This is a genomic window from Mesorhizobium sp. WSM4842 (assembly GCF_055901575.1).
The window spans coordinates 1320467-1341499 of record NZ_CM148372.1 but is presented as its reverse complement, the minus strand read 5'-3'; the positions used below and the strand labels follow the sequence as shown (position 1 = coordinate 1341499).

General features: G+C 63.8%; 13 protein-coding genes. 6 read left to right on the top strand and 7 right to left on the bottom strand.

Annotated features, from left to right (window positions below; translation table 11 throughout):
• Positions 1-4: 4 nt before the first annotated feature.
• Entirely contained in the window at positions 5-736 is a 732-nt protein-coding gene (locus tag AC0NIE_RS06285) for an MOSC domain-containing protein (protein WP_473486237.1), read from the top strand.
• Positions 737-1195: 459 nt separating this feature from the next.
• Here AC0NIE_RS06285 and AC0NIE_RS06280 read toward each other — a convergent pair whose 3' ends face one another.
• From AC0NIE_RS06280 to AC0NIE_RS06265, 4 genes are all read right to left on the bottom strand, one after another.
• Complete coding sequence (locus AC0NIE_RS06280) at positions 1196-2587, bottom strand: FAD-binding oxidoreductase (RefSeq protein ID WP_473486236.1); 1392 nt, start codon at positions 2585-2587, stop codon at positions 1196-1198.
• Positions 2588-3105: 518 nt separating this feature from the next.
• The gene (locus AC0NIE_RS06275) at positions 3106-4374 is read right to left on the bottom strand and encodes a class I SAM-dependent methyltransferase (protein ID WP_473486235.1); all 1269 of its coding nucleotides are present in this window, start codon (positions 4372-4374) and stop codon (positions 3106-3108) included.
• A gap of 433 nt (positions 4375-4807) precedes the next feature.
• Positions 4808-6169, bottom strand: a complete 1362-nt coding sequence (locus tag AC0NIE_RS06270) for a TadE/TadG family type IV pilus assembly protein (protein WP_473486234.1) — start codon at positions 6167-6169, stop codon at positions 4808-4810.
• Positions 6170-6504: 335 nt separating this feature from the next.
• Positions 6505-7374 (bottom strand): transglutaminase-like domain-containing protein, encoded by an 870-nt coding sequence (locus AC0NIE_RS06265; RefSeq protein WP_473486233.1) that lies wholly within the window; start codon positions 7372-7374, stop codon positions 6505-6507.
• Positions 7375-7550: 176 nt separating this feature from the next.
• On the opposite strand from AC0NIE_RS06265, the gene AC0NIE_RS06260 reads away from it, so the two are divergent.
• A complete protein-coding gene (locus AC0NIE_RS06260; RefSeq protein WP_473486232.1) occupies positions 7551-8216 on the top strand; it encodes an HAD-IA family hydrolase in 666 nt (221 codons plus the stop codon).
• 7 nt (positions 8217-8223) lie between these two features.
• Here AC0NIE_RS06260 and AC0NIE_RS06255 read toward each other — a convergent pair whose 3' ends face one another.
• Positions 8224-8463, bottom strand: a complete 240-nt coding sequence (locus tag AC0NIE_RS06255; protein WP_473486231.1) for a DUF1674 domain-containing protein — start codon at positions 8461-8463, stop codon at positions 8224-8226.
• A gap of 108 nt (positions 8464-8571) precedes the next feature.
• On the opposite strand from AC0NIE_RS06255, the gene htpX reads away from it, so the two are divergent.
• From htpX to purH, 4 genes are all read left to right on the top strand, one after another.
• Complete coding sequence (gene htpX, locus AC0NIE_RS06250; protein WP_123151225.1) at positions 8572-9588, top strand: zinc metalloprotease HtpX; 1017 nt, start codon at positions 8572-8574, stop codon at positions 9586-9588.
• A 50-nt stretch (positions 9589-9638) separates the two neighbouring features.
• Positions 9639-10973 carry an RsmB/NOP family class I SAM-dependent RNA methyltransferase gene (locus tag AC0NIE_RS06245; protein ID WP_473486230.1) on the top strand — a complete coding sequence of 445 codons (1335 nt, stop codon included), beginning with the start codon at positions 9639-9641 and terminating at the stop codon, positions 10971-10973.
• A 138-nt stretch (positions 10974-11111) separates the two neighbouring features.
• Entirely contained in the window at positions 11112-12836 is a 1725-nt protein-coding gene (locus AC0NIE_RS06240; RefSeq protein WP_473486229.1) for a heparinase II/III family protein, read from the top strand.
• 91 nt (positions 12837-12927) lie between these two features.
• Positions 12928-14544 (top strand): bifunctional phosphoribosylaminoimidazolecarboxamide formyltransferase/IMP cyclohydrolase, encoded by a 1617-nt coding sequence (gene purH / locus AC0NIE_RS06235; protein WP_473486228.1) that lies wholly within the window; start codon positions 12928-12930, stop codon positions 14542-14544.
• Positions 14545-14752: 208 nt separating this feature from the next.
• On the opposite strand, the gene AC0NIE_RS06230 is transcribed toward purH, so the two are convergent.
• Both AC0NIE_RS06230 and AC0NIE_RS06225 read right to left on the bottom strand, forming a co-directional pair.
• The gene (locus AC0NIE_RS06230) at positions 14753-16129 is read right to left on the bottom strand and encodes an MFS transporter (RefSeq protein WP_473486227.1); all 1377 of its coding nucleotides are present in this window, start codon (positions 16127-16129) and stop codon (positions 14753-14755) included.
• Positions 16130-16222: 93 nt separating this feature from the next.
• Positions 16223-21007: an NAD-glutamate dehydrogenase gene (locus AC0NIE_RS06225; protein ID WP_473486226.1), complete on the bottom strand. Its 4785-nt coding sequence runs from the start codon at positions 21005-21007 to the stop codon at positions 16223-16225.
• Between the last annotated feature and the right edge of the window lie 26 nt (positions 21008-21033).

The window sequence follows — 21033 nt, the reverse complement described above, 5'->3', positions numbered from 1 at the left end:
TGCATTGGGTGCCGTCACCGGGCTTTGGCGCTATCCGGCGAGTTCGCTCGCCGGCGAATGCCTGGAGGTGATCTCGGTCGGTCTGGAAACCATCGATGGCGACCGCCTGTTCGGCCTTGTCGATGCCTCGAATAATGAAATCGCACGGCCCGACCGCGAGGCGAAATGGCACAAGGTGCCACGCATCCGGACCCGGTTGTCGCAAGCCCGCGAACTGGAGATCGCGACGCCACAGAGCGATTGGCTGCCAGCGCCTGGAGCCGAAAGCGACCGCGCTGTTTCCGCCTTTCTCGGCTTCGAAGCCTCGATCCGGCCGTTTCGCCGGGAAGATGCTGCGCCGGATTACGCCGGTCCCCTGACCGTGGAGCGTTACCGCAAGGCCCCCATCCACCTCCTGACCACCGCTTCGCTGGCGCGCCTGAAAGCGCTGCATCCCGACGGCACCGCCGACCCGCGCCGGTTCCGCCCCAACATCGTCGTCGACATGCCGGCGGTCGAGGGATCATTCCCGGAGACGGAATGGATCGGTCGCAAGTTGGCGATCGGCGACCTGCTGTTGACGATCTCGGAGCCGTGCCGCCGATGCGGCTTCACCATCATCGCACAGGATGGTTTCGACCACGATCCGGCAATCCTGCGCAATCTGGTCCGTCACAACGCGCATAATCTCGGCGTCTACTGCACGGTCGACCGGCCAGCCCGCGTCGAAATCGGCGAGACGATGCGGTTGGTCTAATGCATGTTGCCCAAAAGTGCGCAGCGGTTTTGGGATAACGACATGTATAAAAACAAGGACTTAAAGCGCGTCGCGCGTCGCGTGAATCCTTTCAGACGCGACGCGCTTATTAGTCCGGTTGGGCCATGCCGAACGCGCCGCGACGAGCCGGACGATTGCCTTCTCGCGCGACCTCACCTTCGCGCCCGTACAGCCGGGCAACTGTCAGCGGCACGCCCTGCCCTCACGTTCGTATCCAGAAGCTTGCGCCAATACCAACCGAACGGCACCATAATGAGCGCAGCAAGGATCAAGATCGTTGGCAACCATTGGCCTATGTCGGCGACCTCGCAGCCGCTAATCACCGCGCCGACCTATCCACCGTGGACGAGGCAATTCGTCGGCGTATCCATATGCTGCATTCACACTGACCATCCCGAAGGAACGCGTCGATAACCCCCGGATCTTAATGAGGGGCAGCTAGTGTGCCGCGGCCGAGATGTTTTGGTTGAGGCTGAAAAAATTCATGGGATCATATTTCCGCTTCACCTCGGCAAGCCGACTGTAATTATCACCGAAGGAGGCACGGATCACCTGGTCCGCGGGTTCGCTCTGAAAGTTGAGAAGGTGCATGCCACTCGAATGCGGCTCGAACGCATCGTACATGGCCTGCACCCAGGCTATATGCCTTTCGCTTTCGGCCGGATCCGTCCACTGCGCGGTCATCCCAATGTTGTATTCCGCGTTCCGCTGGGCGAAGGCAGAGTCCGTGCGACTGACCCGGCCCGGCGCGCCGCCGTAGAACTCCACGAGACAGGCCGAGAGAGGCGACTCCATGCGGTTTCCATGCTCAACAAGCAGGTCGATGACCGTATCGGTAAGTTGCGGAACGAAGCTCGCCTTCCAGTAATTGTGGGTGCCGTCCGGGAACGCCCCGTCCAGCAGCTTCTGCATCGACGGGTAGGGCATTGGCTGTATGGCGTCGAGCAGCGGCGGACCGAAAGCTCGCAGCGGCGCCAGCACGCGTGCGCCTTCTTCCATGTCACCGCACCAGCATGCGACTATGCCGACCGCCGGCATGCCGTCCGGCGTCGTCAACATGGCCGCGTAGGCAGTCAGTTCCTCCGGTGCCGTGGCCATGAAGTCGCGATAGAAGCGCAGCACCTCGCGGGCCTTGTCGCGGCCGTGAACAATCAGGCCGCCGAACACCGACGATATTTGCTGCGCGCGGAAGGTGAAGCAGGTGACGATGCCGAAATTGCCGCCTCCGCCGCGTAGGGCCCAGAAAAGGTCGGGGTGTTCTTCTGCGCTGGCCGTCAGCAGGCGTCCCTCAGCCGTCACCAGCTCAAACGAGATCACGTTGTCGCAACTCAGCCCGTGCTTGCGGACCAGCCAGCCCACGCCGCCGCCGAGTGTCAGCCCGGCAACGCCGGTCTTCGACACGACGCCGACCGGCACCGCCAGCCCATGCAGATGTGTCTCGCGGTCGAGGTCGCCAAGCGTCGCACCGCCTTGCACCCGCACGGTGCGCGTCTTGGGTTCAACCAGCACGCCACGCATGGCGGAGAGATCAACAACAATGCCGTTGTCGCATAGTGCCCGCCCGGCGACATTGTGACCGCCCCCACGGACCGCGACGAGAAGGTCGTTTCTGGCGGCGAATTTCACCGTGTGGATTACATCGGCGACGCCGAGGCAACGTGAAACCAATCCCGGATGCCGGTCGATTGCGGCGTTCCAAATCCGGCGCGCCTCGTCGTAGTCGGCATCAGCGGGCCGGATTAAGCGTCCAGCCAACCCGACGGCGAACTCATCGATAAGATCAGTGCCAATCCGCACGCCACTGCGGTTTTGAAGCTCCGTCACTGCCATGTCCCCCTCCTCAGCCTCGTCGCACGTCAGCATTGACCAAGCCTCGGAGGCGAAAGGCAGCATAACACCAGCGGGCGGGGTTGTGATGTGCCAAAACACCCTCGATCAGATCAGCAGACGCGCCACCGCGTCTGGTGCGCGGCCTTGCGCAGTCTGCGCTTTGGTGCGGCACACTTTTGGCCTATGGCTGCACTGTTGCGTTTGGTGATGCTAGGCCTGTTTGCCGCCGGGATAGGGCGGGCGGAGGCACCGCAAATAGCATCGTCTCCGCCGATGAAGTGCGAAACTGGTCCAGCGAACAGAACGTTCGGCGGAGCGAGTTGGATCGTCTGCAGCTGTGATGACCAGCCTTCGACGGCAGTCGTCTCTGCGCAGGGCAATCCGGTTTCACCCGACGCCGCTGGCGACGCTCTCTTCAAAATGACCCCAGCAGACTTTCGCAGCGCTTCTTGCAGCAACCAAGGCGTCAAAGACTAACCGCTGAGCCGTTACGTTTATGAGTTCACAACCTAAACCAACTACCGGTACAAATCCGCCCGCGTCGGCGGCAGGCCGCTCGGGCCCCGCGCGCGCTTAGTGACGACGGTCTGGAAAATCTGCGCCGAGGCGCGTTCGAAAGTGATCGAACAGCCGGTGAGATAAAGCAGCCAGAGGCGCGCCTTGGCTTCGCCGACCTCGGCGATCGCCTCGTCGAAGCGCGCGTGGAGGCGCTCGGCCCACAGCCGGCAGGTGCGGGCATAATGCTCGCGCAAATTCTCGACATCGTAGACGAGGAAGCCGTGCGCTTCGAGATTGCCGAGCGTCATGCCGATCGTGTCGAGCTCACCGCCGGGAAAGATGTATTTGATCAGCGCCTTGAATTCCGGGCCTTTGCGCAAGGTCTTCTTGATGCTGCCCTTGTCGCGCCGGGTGATAGCGTGATGCAGATAGATGCCGCCCGGTTTGAGCAGGCGATGGATGGTCGAGAAATAGGCGGCGTGGTTGGCTAGCCCCAGATGCTCGAACATGCCGATCGACGAGATCTTGTTGAAGGAGCCGGACAGCTCGGCGTAGGATTTTATCTCGATGGTGATGCGGTCCTCCAGCCCCTCAGCGCGGATGCGCTCGCGGGCAAGCTGGGTCTGGGCTTCCGACAGCGAGACGCCGTGGCCGACGACGCCGTAATTTTTCGCGGCATGGATGAGCATGGCTCCCCAGCCGCAGCCGATGTCGAGCAGCCTTTCGCCCGGCTTCAGCCGGAGCTTGCGGCAGATATGGTCGAGCTTGTCTTTCTGCGCCTGGTCGATGCCGTTGGCGAAATCGGTGAAATAGCCGCAGCTATAGACCATGCGTTCGTCGAGGAAGAGCCGGTAGAAGGCGTTCGAAATGTCGTAGTGGTGCTGGATCGCTTGCCTGTTCGACCCGCTGACGAAGGGGTTGCGCCCGGAAAGGTCGGTCCGCGCCGTCATCTGTTTTCTCGAAAACAGCACGGCCGGCAGGTCGCGCAGGACCGCGAGCTTGGGCAACGCCTTGAGCTTCGTCCTGAGCTTGCCGTGCGCAGGCAGAGCGTAGAAATCGAACAGCGACCCGTCTTCCACGTCGATGGTCTTGGAAATCCACATTTCGATCAGCGTCGAGAGGTTGGGCCGACGCATCACCTGCCAGACGATGTCCTGGTCGTTGATGGTGACCACCGGGCCGGTGGCGGGCCCGATCCGCTCGCCGGTCCACAACCTGACCGCGAAACCCGGCTTCAATGTCTCGATAACCGTTCGAACGATCCGTGCCGCTCTGTCGGCTGCCTCCATGCCCTTCCTCCCCTGCTCTGCCGCTTAGCGTCGACGCCGACTTTGCCTGTCCGATCGGATAGCCGCAAGCCGCCAGCGACAAGCCCGCACCGCATTTTCACCATGGCGCCTTGCCATTTGCGGATCGACACCCCATGATGAGGGCGTCTTCAACAAATCGAAAGGAGGTGATCCGATGTCGAGTGATTTCGTTTTCCAGAACGTGGCCTCAGCGGATTGCACTTTCGGGAAGCAGTCTTCCCGTTAAGGCGCGAGATGCGCGGCTGGCGACGCCTGGAGCGCCGCGCGTCCTTTGGACGCGCAAAGGACGCTCCAGCACTTTTAAGTCACGTCGCCGCCATGAGCCGCGCCATGGACGGAAACACGGAAGGCCGCCGGCTTCGAAAGAAGCGGCGGCCTTTTCCTTGTCCGGATCCTGTCTGGTCAATGCCCTCTATTTGGTCAATGCCAAGCTTTCGATGTTGTGCGCTATGTCCTGGAAAGCCTGGTTGAGTTCCGTCCCGTTGGCGGCCTGATAGAAGTGCTTGATCTTGGCGGTATCCGGGCTCGCGCAATTGTGCAGTGTCGCCTGGGCAATCTCTTCGTTGAGATCGAAACCGATGGTGAAGATTTCGATGCCCTTGGCGCGCATGGCGGTACACAGCGTCTTGGCTGCCGTGCGGGTCGGTTCCTTGCCGGCATCATTGTAGACCTCACCGACAGTGGCGGCATCGAAATAGGACAGGTTGAACTCGCCGTCGGTCATCAGGATCGCGATTTTGGCGACCTTGTTCGGATCCGCCTTGGCCGGCCGCTGCGAAGCATTCATCACGCTGCCCCAGCTTTCCGAAAGCATGTACCAGCTCCACTGCACGCCGATATGGCCCGAGGTGCCGCCCGATGCGACAAAGGTCTTGATGACGTTCTTGAGCGCCGCGGCGTCCGCCGTCAGCGGCTTCAACGCGGCGGCCGGGCAGGCAGCCGTGCCGGTCTGCCAGGCAAAGGACGACAACAGGTAATCGCGATTGACCATGCTGACCTCGGGGCCTGCATCCGAATATTGATAGGTGCCTTTGCGCTCGGTGGCGCAATTATCCGGACGCGTTAAGCCGGAGACGTACTGTATGGCGCCATTGCCTGGCGCTTGCTTGCGCTGGCTGGTCGAGGTTTCGACATAGACGCTGCTGGCGGCAAGCGCGCCGGCATTCACCGAATTGGCGTATGGTACGATGGAGACACGCACCCGGGGGTTGGAGGAGTCCTGGCCGTCCAGGAAGCTGTCGACCGCGTTCGCTGCAGCTGTCCTCAGATCGATGATTTTCTGGCCGGCCATCGACCCTGTGACGTCGAGCATCATCGCCACTTCGATCGTCTTGTCCGAATAGAGCGCTGTCGTCGATGCGGCAACGCGCTTCATGTCACCCATGCTGAAAAGCGGAAAATAAAGGCCGAGATCGACATGGACGTCCGCCTGAACCGTCTTGGCGGTCCTGTCGATGGTCAATTTGTCGAGGACGATCCGATCAGCCTGCAGGATGCCCGCTCGGCTGTTGGCATCGAGAAACGCCTGCACCGACTTGTTGGCATCGGCCTCCTTGATGACGCCGGTCGTCAGGTCGCGTGCAGTAGACGTCACCGCCGCATCGATCACGCCCTGCAAACTCGACTTGGCGTTGTAGAGTTGGGAAATATTGACGGCAAAGCCGACGCCCAGCGCCAGCACCGACGCAACCATGCCGAACAGAACCGCTAAATTTCCGCTGCGATCCCCGGCAACGCTGCCGATTGCGTGAAAAAGACCCCCAAAATGCCGCATGCTTCCGACTCCATTAGCCACGACCTCAAGGCCGTGTGAAGGCCGCATTGCAGGATTCCGGCCGTATGGCGCCGCGAAGGGACCAACAGCTACCGGCTCATTGTCAAACCGTTGTTTCTGCTTGGTTTCGAAATGCGGCAAGGTGAAAACGACAAGCCGCTGCGGCAGTTTCGTTTACGAAGCGCTTACCATGATCCCGATGTCTGCCGTGGAGCACAAGGACTCGATCCCGCTCCGGCACAGGCGGGCTGTGCCGAAGCGGATCAGGCGCATCGGACCTGTACGACGGCCCGGATGATCGTAACAACGGTCGCAGGCCGTTCGCGCTTGCGCTTTTATGCCAGCATCTGCGCGGTGACGGTTCTGTCGACGCCGCGATGGGGCGGGCTGAACAGATTGCTTTCCTGCTCGTAGGTCCAGACCTTGAACAGGCTGAGCCGGTGCGGGCCGAAACTGTGCAGCAGCGGCACGTCGGTCGCGTCGCGACCGCGCGCGATGACGACCCGGCCGATCCTCGGCATGTTATGGCGGGGATCGAACGTGTACCATTTGCCGTCGAGGAACACTTCCAGCCACGCCGAAAAATCCATCGGAGCCGGGTCGACCGGCACGCCGATGTCGCCGAGATAGCCGTTTGCGTAGCGGGCGGGAATGTTCATGCAGCGGCAGAGCGTGATCGCCAGATGAGCGAAGTCGCGACAGACGCCGACGCGCTCCTCATGCGCTTGCGCCGCCGTGCGGGTTGGGCGCGCATAGCCGTAACCGAACGACAGACGGTTGTGGACATAGTCGACGATCGCCTGCACCCGCGCCCAGCCGGATGGAACAGGGCCGAAAACCTGCCAGGCCAGATCACTGAGATGATCGGTCTCGCAATAGCGGCTGCCGAGCAGATAGCAGAGCATATCGTCGGGCAACTCCGTCACCGGCACTTCCCTGGCCAGCGGGTTGACCTCGTCGGCCTCGCCGCTGTCCTCGACAACGGCATCGTAAAGAATGCGAAAGCTGCCGCCGGGCGCCGTGAAGCGGCGGCAGGCGTTGCCGTAAAGATCGTGATAGAGCCTGGTTGGGACGGTAGGCGAGGTCAGCACGCGGGTCTGCCGCTTGATGTCGGCCTGGCGGTCCTTATGGATCTCGAGCAGCGAAATCACCGGGGTGGCTTCAGCGCAGTCAATGGCGATTTCGTAGCCGAGCCGAATCAGCATCGCGGTTCCCCTCTTTTTTGAGTGTCGTGGAAGACAGTTAAGTTAACGCGAGATGGCCGGCCGTGGTTCCCTGGTCTTGTCGAAAAAGGCGATCTCGCGCCTTCCCATGCCGCCGATGCGACGTTACGGTCGATCGACAGGCTTTTGGTCCCTTCCGAAACAACCCGGGATAGCAGATGTTCGCAGGCAGAAAATTCGCAGCCTTCCTGTTCGACATGGACGGAACGGTGGTCAATTCGATTGCCGCGGCAGAAAGGGTCTGGGCAGATTGGGCACGACGGCAAGGTCTCGACGTTGCCGCATTCCTGCCGACGATCCACGGCGTGCGGGCAATCGAGACCATCGCGCGGCTGGCGCTTCCAGGCGTCGACCCGATGCGCGAAGCCGATGCGCTTCTGCAGGCCGAGGCGGCCGATATCGACGGCATCCTTCCGATCGCCGGCGCAGCGGCATTTCTGGCGTCGCTGCCGCCCGAGCGCTGGGCCATCGTCACTTCGGCGCCGCGCGAGCTGGCTCTCCTGCGCATCGCCGCCGCCGGCATCCCGCGTCCCGCCATCCTTGTCGCGGCCGAGGACGTTTCCCGCGGCAAGCCAGCGCCGGATTGCTTCCGGCTGGCGGCCGAGCGGCTGGGCGTCGATGCGCGCGACTGCCTCGTTTTCGAAGATGCGCCTGCCGGCATATCGGCGGCCGAGGCCGCAGGAGCCGCGGTCGTTGTGATCAGCGCCACCCACCAGCATCCATTGCATACGCCGCATGCTGCGATCGCCTCTTATGCCGGGCTGGGCATCACGGTCGACGACCGCGGCTGGATTATGCTCGCGGCGGAGCGCGCTGCGGCTTAGGGTGCCCTTAGAAATCGCTGGTCAGGCCCTTCACCTCCCAGTCGCCATAGCGGCCGGGCTCCTTGCCGCCACGGCCGCCGATCTCCTGGGGCATCGCGGCTTCCTGCTGCCGATAGTGTTCGCGCCGTGCTCCCGCTTCAGCCAGAGCGCGGCGCGCTGCCGGCGTCAGCGTCTTTTGCGGCGCGTCGTGGCCGGGGCCGGCAGTTGTTTCACTGGTTTCGCCCGTTTTACTGGTTTCTTCGATCATGCGATATTCCCGGCCGATTGAAACAGGGCCACACGTTTCCCATCATATAGCGATGAGCCGACAGGGATCGACCCCTTTTACGCAGCGCCGGCAGAAACGGAGCAGACAATGAACACACTTCGCACCGCCATGCTTTTGGCCGCGATGACCGCGCTGTTCATGGGCGTCGGCTATCTGATCGGCGGATCGGGCGGCATGGTGATTGCCTTGCTGATTGCCGCCGCCATGAACCTGTTCAGCTATTGGAACGCCGACAAGATGGTGCTGGCGATGAACCGCGCCGTCGAGGTCGACGAAAGGAACGCCCCGGAATATTACGCCATCGTACAGAGCCTTGCCAGACAGGCCGGCCTGCCGATGCCGAAAACCTATCTGATCGACAACCCGCAGCCCAATGCCTTCGCCACCGGCCGCAATCCGCAGAATGCCGCGGTTGCCGCCACCACCGGGCTGCTGCAGCAACTATCGCACGAAGAGGTCGCGGCGGTGATGGCGCACGAGCTCGCCCATGTGCAGCACCGCGACACGCTGACCATGACGATCGTCGCCACGCTTGCCGGCGCGATCTCGATGCTCGGCAATTTCGCCTTCTTTTTTGGCGGCAACCGCGACAACAACAATTCCTTCGGCATTATCGGTGTGCTGGTGGCGATGATCGTGGCGCCGTTCGCCGCTATGATCGTGCAGATGGCGATCAGCCGTACCCGCGAATACGAGGCCGACCGGCGCGGCGCCGAGATCTGTGGACAGCCGCTCTGGCTTGCCTCGGCCCTTGACAAGATCGCCCGCGGCGCCGAACGCATCCGCAACCCGGATGCCGAGCGCAATCCGGCGACCGCCCACCTCTTCATCATCAATCCTCTTTCCGGCGAGCGCATGGACAGCCTGTTTTCCACCCACCCGAATACCGATAACCGCATCGCCGCCTTGCAGGCGATGGCGCGGGATATGGCATCCGCCCCCGCTCAGCGGCAGGCCCCGATGCCGCGGCAGGCGGACGTGCAGCGCCCGTCGGGCCCGTGGGAGAAGGCAGCCGAGCAGCCTGAGCAGCCGACCGAACCGGCCAGGCCGAAATCCAACCCCTGGGGCCGCAATCCGACCGGATCCAAAGGCCCGTGGTCGTGAGTGGCGCGACGCGCCGACACGGAACGTCAGGCGATCATGAAGACAATGCAATGAGTCCCGGCGAGCCCGTTGCCGGTCTCGCCGCGCGCAAGGCGGCTGCCCGGCTGCTCGCCGCCGTCATCGATGCCAAAACGCCGCTTGACGGGCTGACCGACCACGACAACGGCCATCCGCAATACAGGGCGCTCGACCTGCGCGACCGGGCGCTGGTGCGCGCCATACTGGTCACTGCGCTGCGCTTCCGCGTGACCATATCTGGGTTGCTGGCCCGCCGCCTGGAAAAGCCGTTGCCGCCCAATGCCACCGTGCTTTCGCACATTCTGCATGTGGCGGCGGCGCAGATCCTGTTCCTCGACATTCCCGACAGCGCCGCCGTCGACCTTGCCGTGACCCACGCCAAGTCCGATCCGCGCACTGTGCGCTTCTCCGGTCTCGTCAACGGCGTGCTGCGCACGCTGGCGCGGTCCAAGCAGGCCGAGCTGGCTGCAGCGCTCGCCGCCACCGACGAAGCGCCGAAATGGTTTTCCGACCGTCTGAAGGCTGCCTATGGCGTCGAGAAGGCCAGGCAAATCCTCGCCGCTCACCGGTACGAGGCGCCGGTCGACTTCACCGTCAAGTCAGATCCCGCGCTGTGGGCCGAGCGGCTCGGCGGCATCGTGCTGCCGACCGGCACCGTGCGCGTCGAAAAGCTCGGCGCCACCGTCACCGAACTGCCCGGTTTCGAAGACGGCGCCTGGTGGGTTCAGGACGCCGCCGCCAGCCTTCCGGCCCGGCTCTTCGGCGACATCAGGGGTTTGCGCGTCGCCGACCTCTGCGCCGCCCCTGGCGGCAAGACCGCTCAGCTCATTCTCGGCGGCGCCAAGGTCACCGCCGTCGATACCTCGAAGAGCCGGTTGGCGCGGCTCTCGCAGAATCTCGAACGGCTCGGTCTGTCCGCAGAGATCGTCCAGGCCGATCTGCTCAAATACGAGCCGGAACAACTGTTCGACGCCGTCCTCCTCGACGCGCCCTGCTCTTCGACCGGCACGGTGCGGCGGCATCCCGACGTGCCCTGGACGAAGACGGCGGCTGACGTCGAAAAACTCGCCGATTTGCAGCGAAGGCTGCTCGCTCGCGCCGTCACCCTGGTCAGGCGCGGCGGGCTCATCGTCTTTTCCAACTGTTCGCTCGACCCACTCGAAGGCGAGGCGCTTCACCGCGCCTTCCTCGCCGGAACGACGGATATCGTCGACGATCCGCTCCGCCCAGGCGAGATCGCCAGCATCGATCCCTTCCTGACGCCGCAAGGCACGCTGCGCACCACGCCCGCCGATCTCGAACTCGGCTCACCGGAACGGTCCGGCCTGGACGGCTTCTTCGCCGCCCGCATGCGCAGAGCCGGATAACGCTGAAAATTGTCCGTTATTTTAGGAAGAATCCTGCGGAAAACAGGCCGAACTCCCAAGGCCTCCATGGAATTCGCCTTCGCATAAGTTCTTGAATCATATAAACTTGTCTCGGGTTGAGGGATATCAGGAGGGCTTTTGGCGATCGCTGCCGGCAGCACGACGCGTCTATGGACGCTTGTCGCGAAGGAGTTCTGGCGCAAGACGCGCCGGCGCCTGCGTGCCGGGCCACTCTATCGCTGGCGCTACTCCGGCCGGACGCCGGAACGCGTGTTGATCGCTCCGCCAGACCTGCGCCTGGCCGACCCGCAGATTGCGCTCGAGATCTACTATGGCCGCTATCCGCTGTCGGGACATATGGTCGAGACCGGCGGCAAGTCGCCTTTCCAGATCGCCGTGCCCAATCCCGGCTGGCAAAAGACGCTGCACGGCTTTCGCTGGTTGCGCCACATGCGCGCCGCCGGCACCGAGCTTGCCGCCGCCAATGCCCGGGCGCTGGTCTCCGACTGGATCGCCATGCATGGCAGCAATATTGCCGGTGTCGCCTGGGAGCCTGGCACGACGGCCAAGCGCGTCATTGCCTGGCTGCAGCATTCCTCGGTGGTGCTGCAGGGCGCAGAATTTCCCTTCTACCGGGCCTTCCTGAAATCGCTGGCCATGCAGATCCGCTATCTCAGGGCGATGGCACGCGAGATGCCGGACGGCAAGGACAGGCTGCGCGCCCGCATCGCGCTCGCTTTTGCCGCTCTGTCGCTGCCGGCGCCGGCATCGGCGCTGCGCGGTGCGACCCGCAGCCTCGCCGATGAGCTCGATCGCCAGATTCTGCCGGATGGCGGACATATTTCCCGCAATCCGATAACCGTTCTTGAAATCCTCGCCGACCTTCTGCCGCTGCGCCAAACCTATGCCAATCAAGCCGAAACGCCGCCGGCGGCGCTGATGGGTGCAATCGACCGTATGCTGCCGGCGCTGCGTTTCTTTCGCCACCAGGACGGCAGCCTCGCCCGCTTCAATGGCATGGGCGCGACCATCCACGACCGCATTGCCACCATACTGCGCCACGACGACACCGCCGGCGCGCCTTTGCTGCACGCGCCGCATTCAGGCTACGAGCGCCTCTCCATGGGCGGCGTCACCGTGATCGCCGATACCGGCCCGCCGCCCCCAATCGACGTTTCCAACGCGGCGCACGCCGGATGCCTGGCTTTCGAATTGTCCTCCGGCCGCCAGCATTACGTCGTCAATGCCGGCGTCGACACCTATGGCGCCGCCGAATTCCGGCCGCTTGCCCGCGCCACGGCCGCCCACTCGACCGCCACCCTCAACGACACCTCGTCGGCGCGTTTCAGCCATTCGCTGCGCGTCAACGATCTGCTCGGCACGCCGTTGATCGGCGGCCCGCAGCATGTATCTTGCAAGCGCACCGACCAGTCAGGCAGCCAGGGTTTCCTGGCTCGCCACGACGGCTATGTCGCGCGCTTCGGCCTGCTGCATGAGCGCGAGCTGAAATTGTCGACGAACGGCAATGTGCTTGCCGGCAGGGATCGCTTTCTGCGGCCGGGCAATGCTGCGATCCGCAACAACGGCCGCGATTTCGTCACGGTGCGCTTCCACATCCATCCCGCCATAGGCCTGCTCCAGGACCAGCATGGCCGCCTGGTGCTGACCGCCGAACAGGCCGACACGTGGGTGTTCACCTGCACCGAGGTAGCGCCCGAGGTCGAGGAATCCATCTACTTCGCCGGTTTGGGCGGCCCGCGCCGCAGCCGGCAGATCGTGCTGGCCTTCAAGGCATCGGAGGTTTCCGAAGTCCATTGGCAGCTGACGCGAACAGTGATCGCCGGTCAGGTCGCAAAAAGCTGAGACTGCGGTTAGCCTCGCAGTTTGATTTCCAGGCCTCATGTGCTACGGCGCGCGGACACTTTCCCAACCAGCCGTGAAAGGCCGCCAGCCCATGGCCGTCGCCGCCAAGAACATTCCCGCGCCCGACCTCGTTCCCGTTCGTCGCGCGCTGCTTTCCGTTTTCGACAAGACCGGGCTCATCGATTTCGCGCAGGCCCTCGTCTCGGCCGGTGTCGAGCTGGTCTCCACCGGCGGCACGGCAAAGGCGATCGCTGAGGCAGGCATGGTCGTGCGCGACGTCTCCGACCTCACCGGCTTTCCCGAGATCATGGACGGCCGCGTCAAGACGCTGCATCCGTCCGTGCATGGCGCGCTGCTCGGCGTGCGCGACGATCCCGAACACGCCGCGGCAATGCGCGATCATGGCATCGAGCCGATCGATCTCGTCGTCTCCAATCTCTACCCTTTCGAGGATGTCCGCCGCTCCGGCGCCGCTTACGCCTCGATCGTCGAGAACATCGACATAGGCGGCCCGGCGATGATCCGCGCCTCGGCCAAGAACCACGCCTATGTCGCCATCGTCACTGATCCCGAGGACTATGCCTCAGTACTCAACGCACTGGAGATGAATTTCGGCTCGCTCTCGCTGGATTTCCGCAAGAAGCTGGCGGCCAAGGCCTTCGCCCGCACCGCCACCTATGATGCGGCGATTTCCGGCTGGTTCGCCGAAGCGCTGGAGATCGAGCATCCCACCTGGCGCGCCTTCGGCGGCAGGCTGGACCAGGTGATGCGCTACGGCGAGAACCCGCACCAAGGCGCCGGCTTCTACGTCGACGGCGACAAGCGGCCGGGCGTCGCGACGGCGCGCCAGCTTCAAGGCAAGCAGCTTTCCTACAACAACATCAACGACACCGACGCCGCCTTCGAACTGGTCGGCGAGTTCGATCCGGCCCGCTCCGCCGCCGTGGCCATCATCAAGCATGCCAACCCGTGCGGCGTCGCCGAGGGCGCCTCGCTGAAGGCGGCCTACGCCAAGGCGCTTGCCTGCGATCCGGTGTCGGCATTTGGCGGCATTGTCGCGATGAACCGGACCCTCGATGCCGAGGCCGCCGAAGAGATCGTCAAAACCTTCACCGAGGTCATCATCGCGCCGGGCGCCTCGGAAGAAGCGATACGCATCGTCGCCGGCAAGAAGAATCTGCGCTTGCTTGTCACCGGCGGCCTGCCCGATCCGCGCACGGCCAGTGTCACCGTCAAGTCCGTTTCCGGCGGATTGCTTGTCCAGGGCCGCGACAATGCGGTGGTCGATGACCTTGACCTGAAAGTGGTGACCAGACGCGCGCCGACGCCGGCCGAAATGGCCGATCTCAAATTCGCCTTCCGCATTGCAAAGCACGTCAAGTCGAACGCCATCGTCTACGTCAGAGATGGCGCTGCCGTCGGCATCGGCGCCGGCCAGATGAGCCGGGTTGACTCCTCACGCATCGCCGCGCGCAAGGCGCTCGACGCGGCCGAGGCTGCCGGCCTGGCCGAGCCGCTGACCAAGGGTTCTGTCGTCGCATCAGACGCGTTCTTTCCCTTCGCCGACGGGCTTTTGTCTGCGATCGAAGCCGGCGCCACCGCCGTCATCCAGCCCGGCGGCTCGATGCGCGACGACGATGTCATCGCCGCCGCCGACGCCCACGGCATCGCCATGGTGTTTACCGGCGTGAGGCATTTCCGGCATTGAGCGCTTCTTCCCTTCTCCCCCTGTGGGCGAAGGTGGTCGAGCGAAGCTCGGTCGGATGAAGGGTGTTGGCAGGATCGCTTCGATGAAGACGTAAGCGCTTCAAATCCCTTGATGTTTTCACGTATCGTTTCTTCCAACACCCCTCATCCGTCTCGGCGCTATCGCGCCAATCCACCTTCTCCCCCAAAGGGGAGAAGGGAAGTGCAGTTCACTCTGCCGACTGGTCCGCCGGATACGGCGTGCGGATCAGGATCGCCAGGCCGACGCCGAGGAACAGCACGATTACAGCCATGCCGAGCCGATCCGAGCCGCTGACCAAACCGATCGTTGCCACCATGAACGGCGCCAGAAAACTGGTCGCCCGCCCGGCCAGCGCGTAGATGCCGAAATAGCGGCCCGACTCTGCCGCGGTAACACTACGCGCCATGTAGGACCGCGACGACGCCTGCACCGGCCCGAAGGCCAGCCCAATCAGAAGCCCGTAAAGGATGTAGGCTTTCTCCGCTGCCGTGCCGAACAGGCCGCCCGAATCGGCGGTAGAGAGCTGCATGAGGCCGAGCAGCGTGAAGCCCGGCCCAGTCGACACAATGCCAATCGTGGCGACGCTGAGCAATACAATCGAAATCATCACAATGGCTTTGGATCCGAGCCGTGTATCCAAATGGGCTGCGCCCCAGCAACCGAAGATGGCGACGACGTTGAGGATGATGCCGAACAGGCCGACCTCAGTGATCGACCAGTGGAACATCTTCGCGGCAAAGGGTGCGCCCAGCGCGAGCAGCGCGTTGACGCCGTCCTGATAGATCATGCGCGCGACGAGGAAGCGGAAGATACCGCTGCGCTGACGTACCTCGGCCAGCGTCGATTTCAATTCCGACAGGCCTTCGCGCACAGCAGGCCTGATTGGAAGGCCTTTGACGGCGTCGGGCGTGAAGAAAAACATCGGCAGGATGAATAGAAAATACCAAGCCGCCGACAGTGGTCCGGTGGCGCGCGCGTCCTCGCCGAGCTTCGGATCGAGGCCGAAGAGCGGGTCGAGGCCGATGATCGTCTTGCCGGTCTCCGGCGAACCCGCCATGAAGGCGACGACGAAGATCAGCGCGATCATGCCGCCGAGATAACCAAGACCCCAGGCCATGTTTGAGATGCGGCCGATTTCGCTCTTCGGAACCAGGCGCGGCATCATCGAATCGTTGAACACGGTCGAGAATTCCGCCGCCACCGACGCCAGCGAAAACAAAGCCGCGATTAGGAACAGATTTGAGCCCGGCGCGGCGAACCATAGCAGGCAAAGACTGGTGATCTTGACCGCAGCGAAGAACGCGATCCACGGTTTTCGCGGGCCGGTCTGGTCGGCGATCGAGCCCAGGATCGGCGACAGCACGGCAATGGCCAGCCCCGCCGCGGCGATTCCATAGCCCCACACAGCCAAGCCCGTTTCCGGATCGCTCGCCATGCGCGAGACGAAATAGGGTCCGAAGATAAAGGTGGTGATGACCGTGAAGAACGGCTGTGCCGCCCAGTCGAACAGCATCCATCCCCAGATGCCGCGTTCCGGCGCTCGCTGCACTGCTACCTCGGCCATATGTCCTCCCACGAACGGTACCCCCGAAGCGGGGAACCGTTTCGCTCTATAGCGCAGTTCTTGCCGGCAATCGCGCGCGATTCGGAAGACTTCTCACAGCGCCGTCAGGTCGCTGATCAGCCCCGACGCCACCGACAGCCGCGACACGGTGATGTCGCCGCCCTCGGTCAGCGCCTGCAGCCGCTCGCGGATGCGCCCGACCCTCTCGCCGCCGGCCTCCAGCCACGCCGCCACCGGCTCCGCCGCCTCGGCATGGCCGGTGAGCGCCGCCACCGCGATGCCGCGCCTGGCCGCGCCGATCGTATCGGTGGCGCGGGAAAGAGCCAATTGATCGTAGTAGTCGGACGGCGCGATCGAGCGCGCCGCGTCCTCGACGCGCGGAATGCGGAAGGCATCGCTGACCGCGAAAAACGCCTTCGCGGCGACGACGATGTTGGCATTCGCCGTTCGGGCCGTCAGCGCGATGTCAGGGACGACGCCCACCACATCGGTCAGCGCCAGCTGTTCGGCCAGTCTTTCGGGCGCGCCGCCCTTGGCCAGATCATGCCTCCGCTCCTCGATCCGCTCGCGCGAGAAGGCCGGCAGCAGCGAAACGAGCTTCGGCTCCAGAGCCTTGCGCGCGTCCTGCAACTCGGCGATCCGTTGGCCGAGCGGTGCGGTGCTGGTATCGTTTTTGAGATACCAGCCGCTGGTCACATAGATAAGCCGGCTAACGGCCTGATAAAGGTCGAGCTGCACCTGTCCGTCGATCTGGTTGTCGAGCGCGTCGATCTCGCGATAGAGCGCCGGCAACCCAAAGCCGTCACGCACCACGGCGAAGGTACGGACCACGTCTGCAGCACTTTGGCCGCTCGCTTCCAGCAGCCTGTTGACGAAGGACGGGCCGCCGCGATTCACCAGATCATTAGCGACGACACGGGCGATGATTTCGCGGCGCAGGCGATGGCCATGGATCTCGGCCGCGTATTTCTTCGCCATACGGTCCGGAAAATAGCCCATCAGGTCACGGTCGAAATGCGGATCGTCCGGCACGTCGCTGGCGACGATGTCGGAAAACAGCACGATCTTGGCATAGGCTAACAGCACGCCGAGCTCGGCCCTGGTCAACGGCTCGCCGCGCGCCTCGCGGTCGGCAAGGGCTGCCGGCGACGGCAGAGCTTCGACATTGCGGTCGAGCAGGCCGCGCGCCTCGAGCGCAGCCATGAAACGGCTCTGATGGGCGATGTCGGCAAGGCCGCGCTTGCGGGCAAGGGACAGCGCCAGCGTCTGCTCGTAATTGTTGGACAGCACCAGCGCGCTCACCTCGTCGGTCATCTCGGCGAGAAGCTTGTTGCGCGCTGGGCGGGTCAGCGCCCCCTTGCGCATGGCTGAAGCCAGCGCGATCTTGATGTTGACCTCGACATCGGAGCAGTTGACGCCGCCCGAATTGTCGATGGCGTCGGAATTGCAGCGCCCGCCATTCAGCCCAAACTCAATGCGGGCCCGCTGCGTCACGCCGAGATTGGCGCCCTCGCCGATGACCTTGGCGCGCACTTCGAGCGCGGTCACCCGAATAGCATCGTTGGCGCGATCGCCGACGTCCTGGTTGGTTTCCGTCGATGCCCGCAGATACGTGCCGATGCCGCCGAACCATAAAAGGTCGACCGGCGCCTTGAGGATGGCGCTCATGATCTCGACCGGCGAGGCGGTCGTCTTGCCGAGGCCGATCGCCGCGGCCGCGGCCGGCGGCAGCGCGATCGACTTCTGGCTGCGCGAGACGATGACGCCGCCTTCCGACAGTTTTGTCTTGTCGTAGTCCTGCCAGCTCGAACGGGCGAGGGCGAACATGCGCCGGCGCTCGGCCATCGAAGCCGCCATGTCGGGATCCGGATCGATGAAGATGTCGCGATGGTCGAAGGCGGCGATCAGCCGGGTCTGCTCGGACAGGAGCATGCCGTTGCCGAACACGTCGCCCGACATGTCGCCAACGCCGACAACGGTGAAAGGTGTGGTCTGGATGTCGCGGTTCATCTCGCGGAAATGCCGCTTGACTGCTTCCCAGGCGCCCTTGGCAGTGATGCCCATCTTCTTATGGTCGTAGCCGGCCGAGCCGCCGCTGGCGAAGGCGTCGTCGAGCCAGAAGCCATGCTTCTCGCTGATGGCGTTGGCGGTGTCGGAGAAGGTCGCCGTGCCTTTGTCGGCGGCAACGACGAAATAGGGATCCTCCTGGTCGCGCCGTACCACGCTGGCTGGCGGCATGACGCCGTCCAGGCCGATATTATCGGTGATCGACAACAGGCTGGAGACGTAATTCTTGTAGGCGGACGCGCCGGCTTCGAAGATGGCATCGCGACCGGCGCCCATCGGCAACTTCTTCGGATAGAAGCCGCCCTTGGCGCCGACCGGCACGATTACCGCATTCTTGACCTGCTGCGCCTTGACCAGGCCGAGCACCTCGGTGCGGTAGTCCTGGGCGCGGTCCGACCAGCGCAGGCCGCCGCGGGCGACCGGGCCGAAGCGCAGATGCACGCCCTCGACCTCGGAACCGTAGACGAAGATCTCCCGCCACGGCCGCGGCGCCGGCAGGCCGTCGACCGCCTGCGAGTCGAGCTTGATCGCCAGCGACTGGCCCTTCTCTTTCGTATCGGTAACGAAATGATTGGTGCGCAGCGTGGCTTCGATCAGGTTGAGGTAGCGACGGATGATGGTATCGTCGTCGATGTTGGGAACCTCTTCCAGCGCATCCCTGATCTTGGCCTTGAGGTGCTTGGCCGCGACCACGCCCTCTGTCTCCGCCGTCGGTCCGAGGCGGGCGACGAACAGCTCATGCAGGCCACGCGCGATCTCCGGATAGCGGTTGAGCGCGGCGGCAATGAAGTCCTGGCTTTGCGGGATGCCGGCCTGCTGCAGATAGCGGCCATAGGCGCGCAGGATGGTGACCTCGCTCGACCACAGGCCGGCGGTCTGGGCAAGGCCGTTATAGCCGTCATTGTCGATGTCGCCGCGCCAGACGGAAAGGAACGCGTCCTCGAACAGCGCGCCGCGGTCGCCGAGGTCGATCGGCTTGCCGTAGCTGTTTTCGAGCTCCATGTCGTGGATGAAGACCATGCCGGAAGCCTCGTCGCCGACCTCGAAGGTGCGCTCGCTGATCACGCGGAACCCGATGTTCTCCAGCACCGGCACCCGCCGCGACAGCGCCACCGGGCTGCCATGGTGATAGATCTTCAGCGCCGCCTGATGCGGCTCCTGGTTGGCATGACGGTAGTAGTCGATGGCGATCGGATTGGCTGCGCTGATACCGGCGATGCGCCCGGCATCGGCCAACGCCTCCGCCGGCGAGAAGCTGTCGCGATAGCTTCCCGAGAAGCGCGAGGCGATCGCCGTGAGCGCCGCATCGGCGCCGGTCTCGGCCGCGGTCTCGCGCAGAATGTCGTCCCAGGTCCGCACGATGGCGCGGATCGCTGCCTCGATCGTCGCCTGGTCGACCTTCGGCGTCCTGCCGCCGGAACGGCCGATGATGAAATGGACACGAGCCAGCCCGCCTTCCGGAAAGGCGGGGTAGTAGGCCGACAGCCGGCCTTGGAACACCGTCTTCAGATAGGTGCCGATCTTCTCGCGTACGACGCTGTCGTAGCGGTCCCGCGGCACGAAGACGAGGATCGAGACGAAGCGGTCAAACTGATCGGCGCGCACCAGCGCTCTGACGCGCGGCCGCTCGATCAGCCCCAGAATGGCTTCGGCGTGCTTGCGCAGGATCGGCACCGGCACCTGGAACAGCTCGTCGCGCGGATAGCTCTCCAGCACGTTGATCAGTGCCTTGCCGGAGTGATCTTCAGGGTTGAAACCGGATTTGGCGATGATGGTTTCGGCTTTCGACCTGAGATAAGGGATTTTCATCACCGAGCGCGTGTAGGCGGTCGAGGTGAACAGGCCGACGATACGCAACTCGCCTGCAAGCACGCCCTTGGCGGTGTAGGTCTTGACGCCGATGTAATCGAGATAGATGCGGCGATGCACGGTCGATTTGGCGTTGGCCTTGGTGACGATCAGCGGTTCCGGCCCATGCAGGAAGGCGCGGATTTCCGGCGTCGTCGACACCGCTTCGGTGCCGCGCCGCAGCACCAGCACGTCGGGATCGGAGAGGATGCCGAGGCCGGGTTTTTCGGTGCGCTCCAGCGTGCCGCTCTTCTCGCCGCCGGTATATTTGAACTCGCGCATGCCGAGAAAGGTGAAATTGTCGTCGCGCAGCCATTCGAGGAAGGCGATCGCTTCGGCAACGTGGGTCTTGTCGAGCGGCACCGGGGCGTAGCGGAACTCCGAGATCGCCTGGTCGAGGCGGGCCAGCATAGGCTTCCAGTCGGTGACCGCGGCGCGCACCTGGCCCAATATTTTTTTCAGCCGCTCGGCCAATGCCTCGGCCTGCTCGGCCGAAAGACGGCCGATATGGACGTGGATGACACTCAACCGTTCATGGCTGTGATCGCCCTTGGCAAAGCCGCCATCGCCGAGGATTTCGTCGACGCCGCTCTTGCCGTGCCTGACGACGATGACCGGATGGGTGACCAGCAGCGGTTCGCCGGCGCTCTCGGTGATCTCGCCGAGGACGGAATCGAACAGGAACGGCATGTTGTCGTTGACGACAGTGATCACGGTCATCGGCCTGCCCTGGCGGACAACACCGGAATCGACCTCTATGGCGACGACGCAATCGCCCTTCCTGTGCCTGGCGACGGCGCGTCCGGCGAGATCGGCTGCGCGTTCGAGGGCGGTGACCTCATAGGCGGCGACATCTTCGGCCGGCGCTCGGGCCAGCAGGTAGTCGGCAAGCCTGCCGGGTTTCTCGCTGCCTTTGGCCGTGCTTATCTTTTTCAACTGGCTTGCAGATTTCAGGCCGGCCATGTCGCTAATCCCTCCCGTCATATGTT

Coding starts and splice junctions, on each gene's coding strand:
- AC0NIE_RS06265 (WP_473486233.1), bottom strand. CDS start 7,374: ATGCTGATTCGGCTCGGCTACGAAATCGCCATTGACTGCGCTGAAGCC.
- AC0NIE_RS06270 (WP_473486234.1), bottom strand. CDS start 6,169: ATGCGGCATTTTGGGGGTCTTTTTCACGCAATCGGCAGCGTTGCCGGG.
- htpX (WP_123151225.1), top strand. CDS start 8,572: ATGAACACACTTCGCACCGCCATGCTTTTGGCCGCGATGACCGCGCTG.
- AC0NIE_RS06260 (WP_473486232.1), top strand. CDS start 7,551: ATGTTCGCAGGCAGAAAATTCGCAGCCTTCCTGTTCGACATGGACGGA.
- AC0NIE_RS06245 (WP_473486230.1), top strand. CDS start 9,639: ATGAGTCCCGGCGAGCCCGTTGCCGGTCTCGCCGCGCGCAAGGCGGCT.
- AC0NIE_RS06280 (WP_473486236.1), bottom strand. CDS start 2,587: ATGGCAGTGACGGAGCTTCAAAACCGCAGTGGCGTGCGGATTGGCACT.
- AC0NIE_RS06225 (WP_473486226.1), bottom strand. CDS start 21,007: ATGGCCGGCCTGAAATCTGCAAGCCAGTTGAAAAAGATAAGCACGGCC.
- AC0NIE_RS06275 (WP_473486235.1), bottom strand. CDS start 4,374: ATGGAGGCAGCCGACAGAGCGGCACGGATCGTTCGAACGGTTATCGAG.
- AC0NIE_RS06230 (WP_473486227.1), bottom strand. CDS start 16,129: ATGGCCGAGGTAGCAGTGCAGCGAGCGCCGGAACGCGGCATCTGGGGA.
- purH (WP_473486228.1), top strand. CDS start 12,928: ATGGCCGTCGCCGCCAAGAACATTCCCGCGCCCGACCTCGTTCCCGTT.
- AC0NIE_RS06255 (WP_473486231.1), bottom strand. CDS start 8,463: ATGATCGAAGAAACCAGTAAAACGGGCGAAACCAGTGAAACAACTGCC.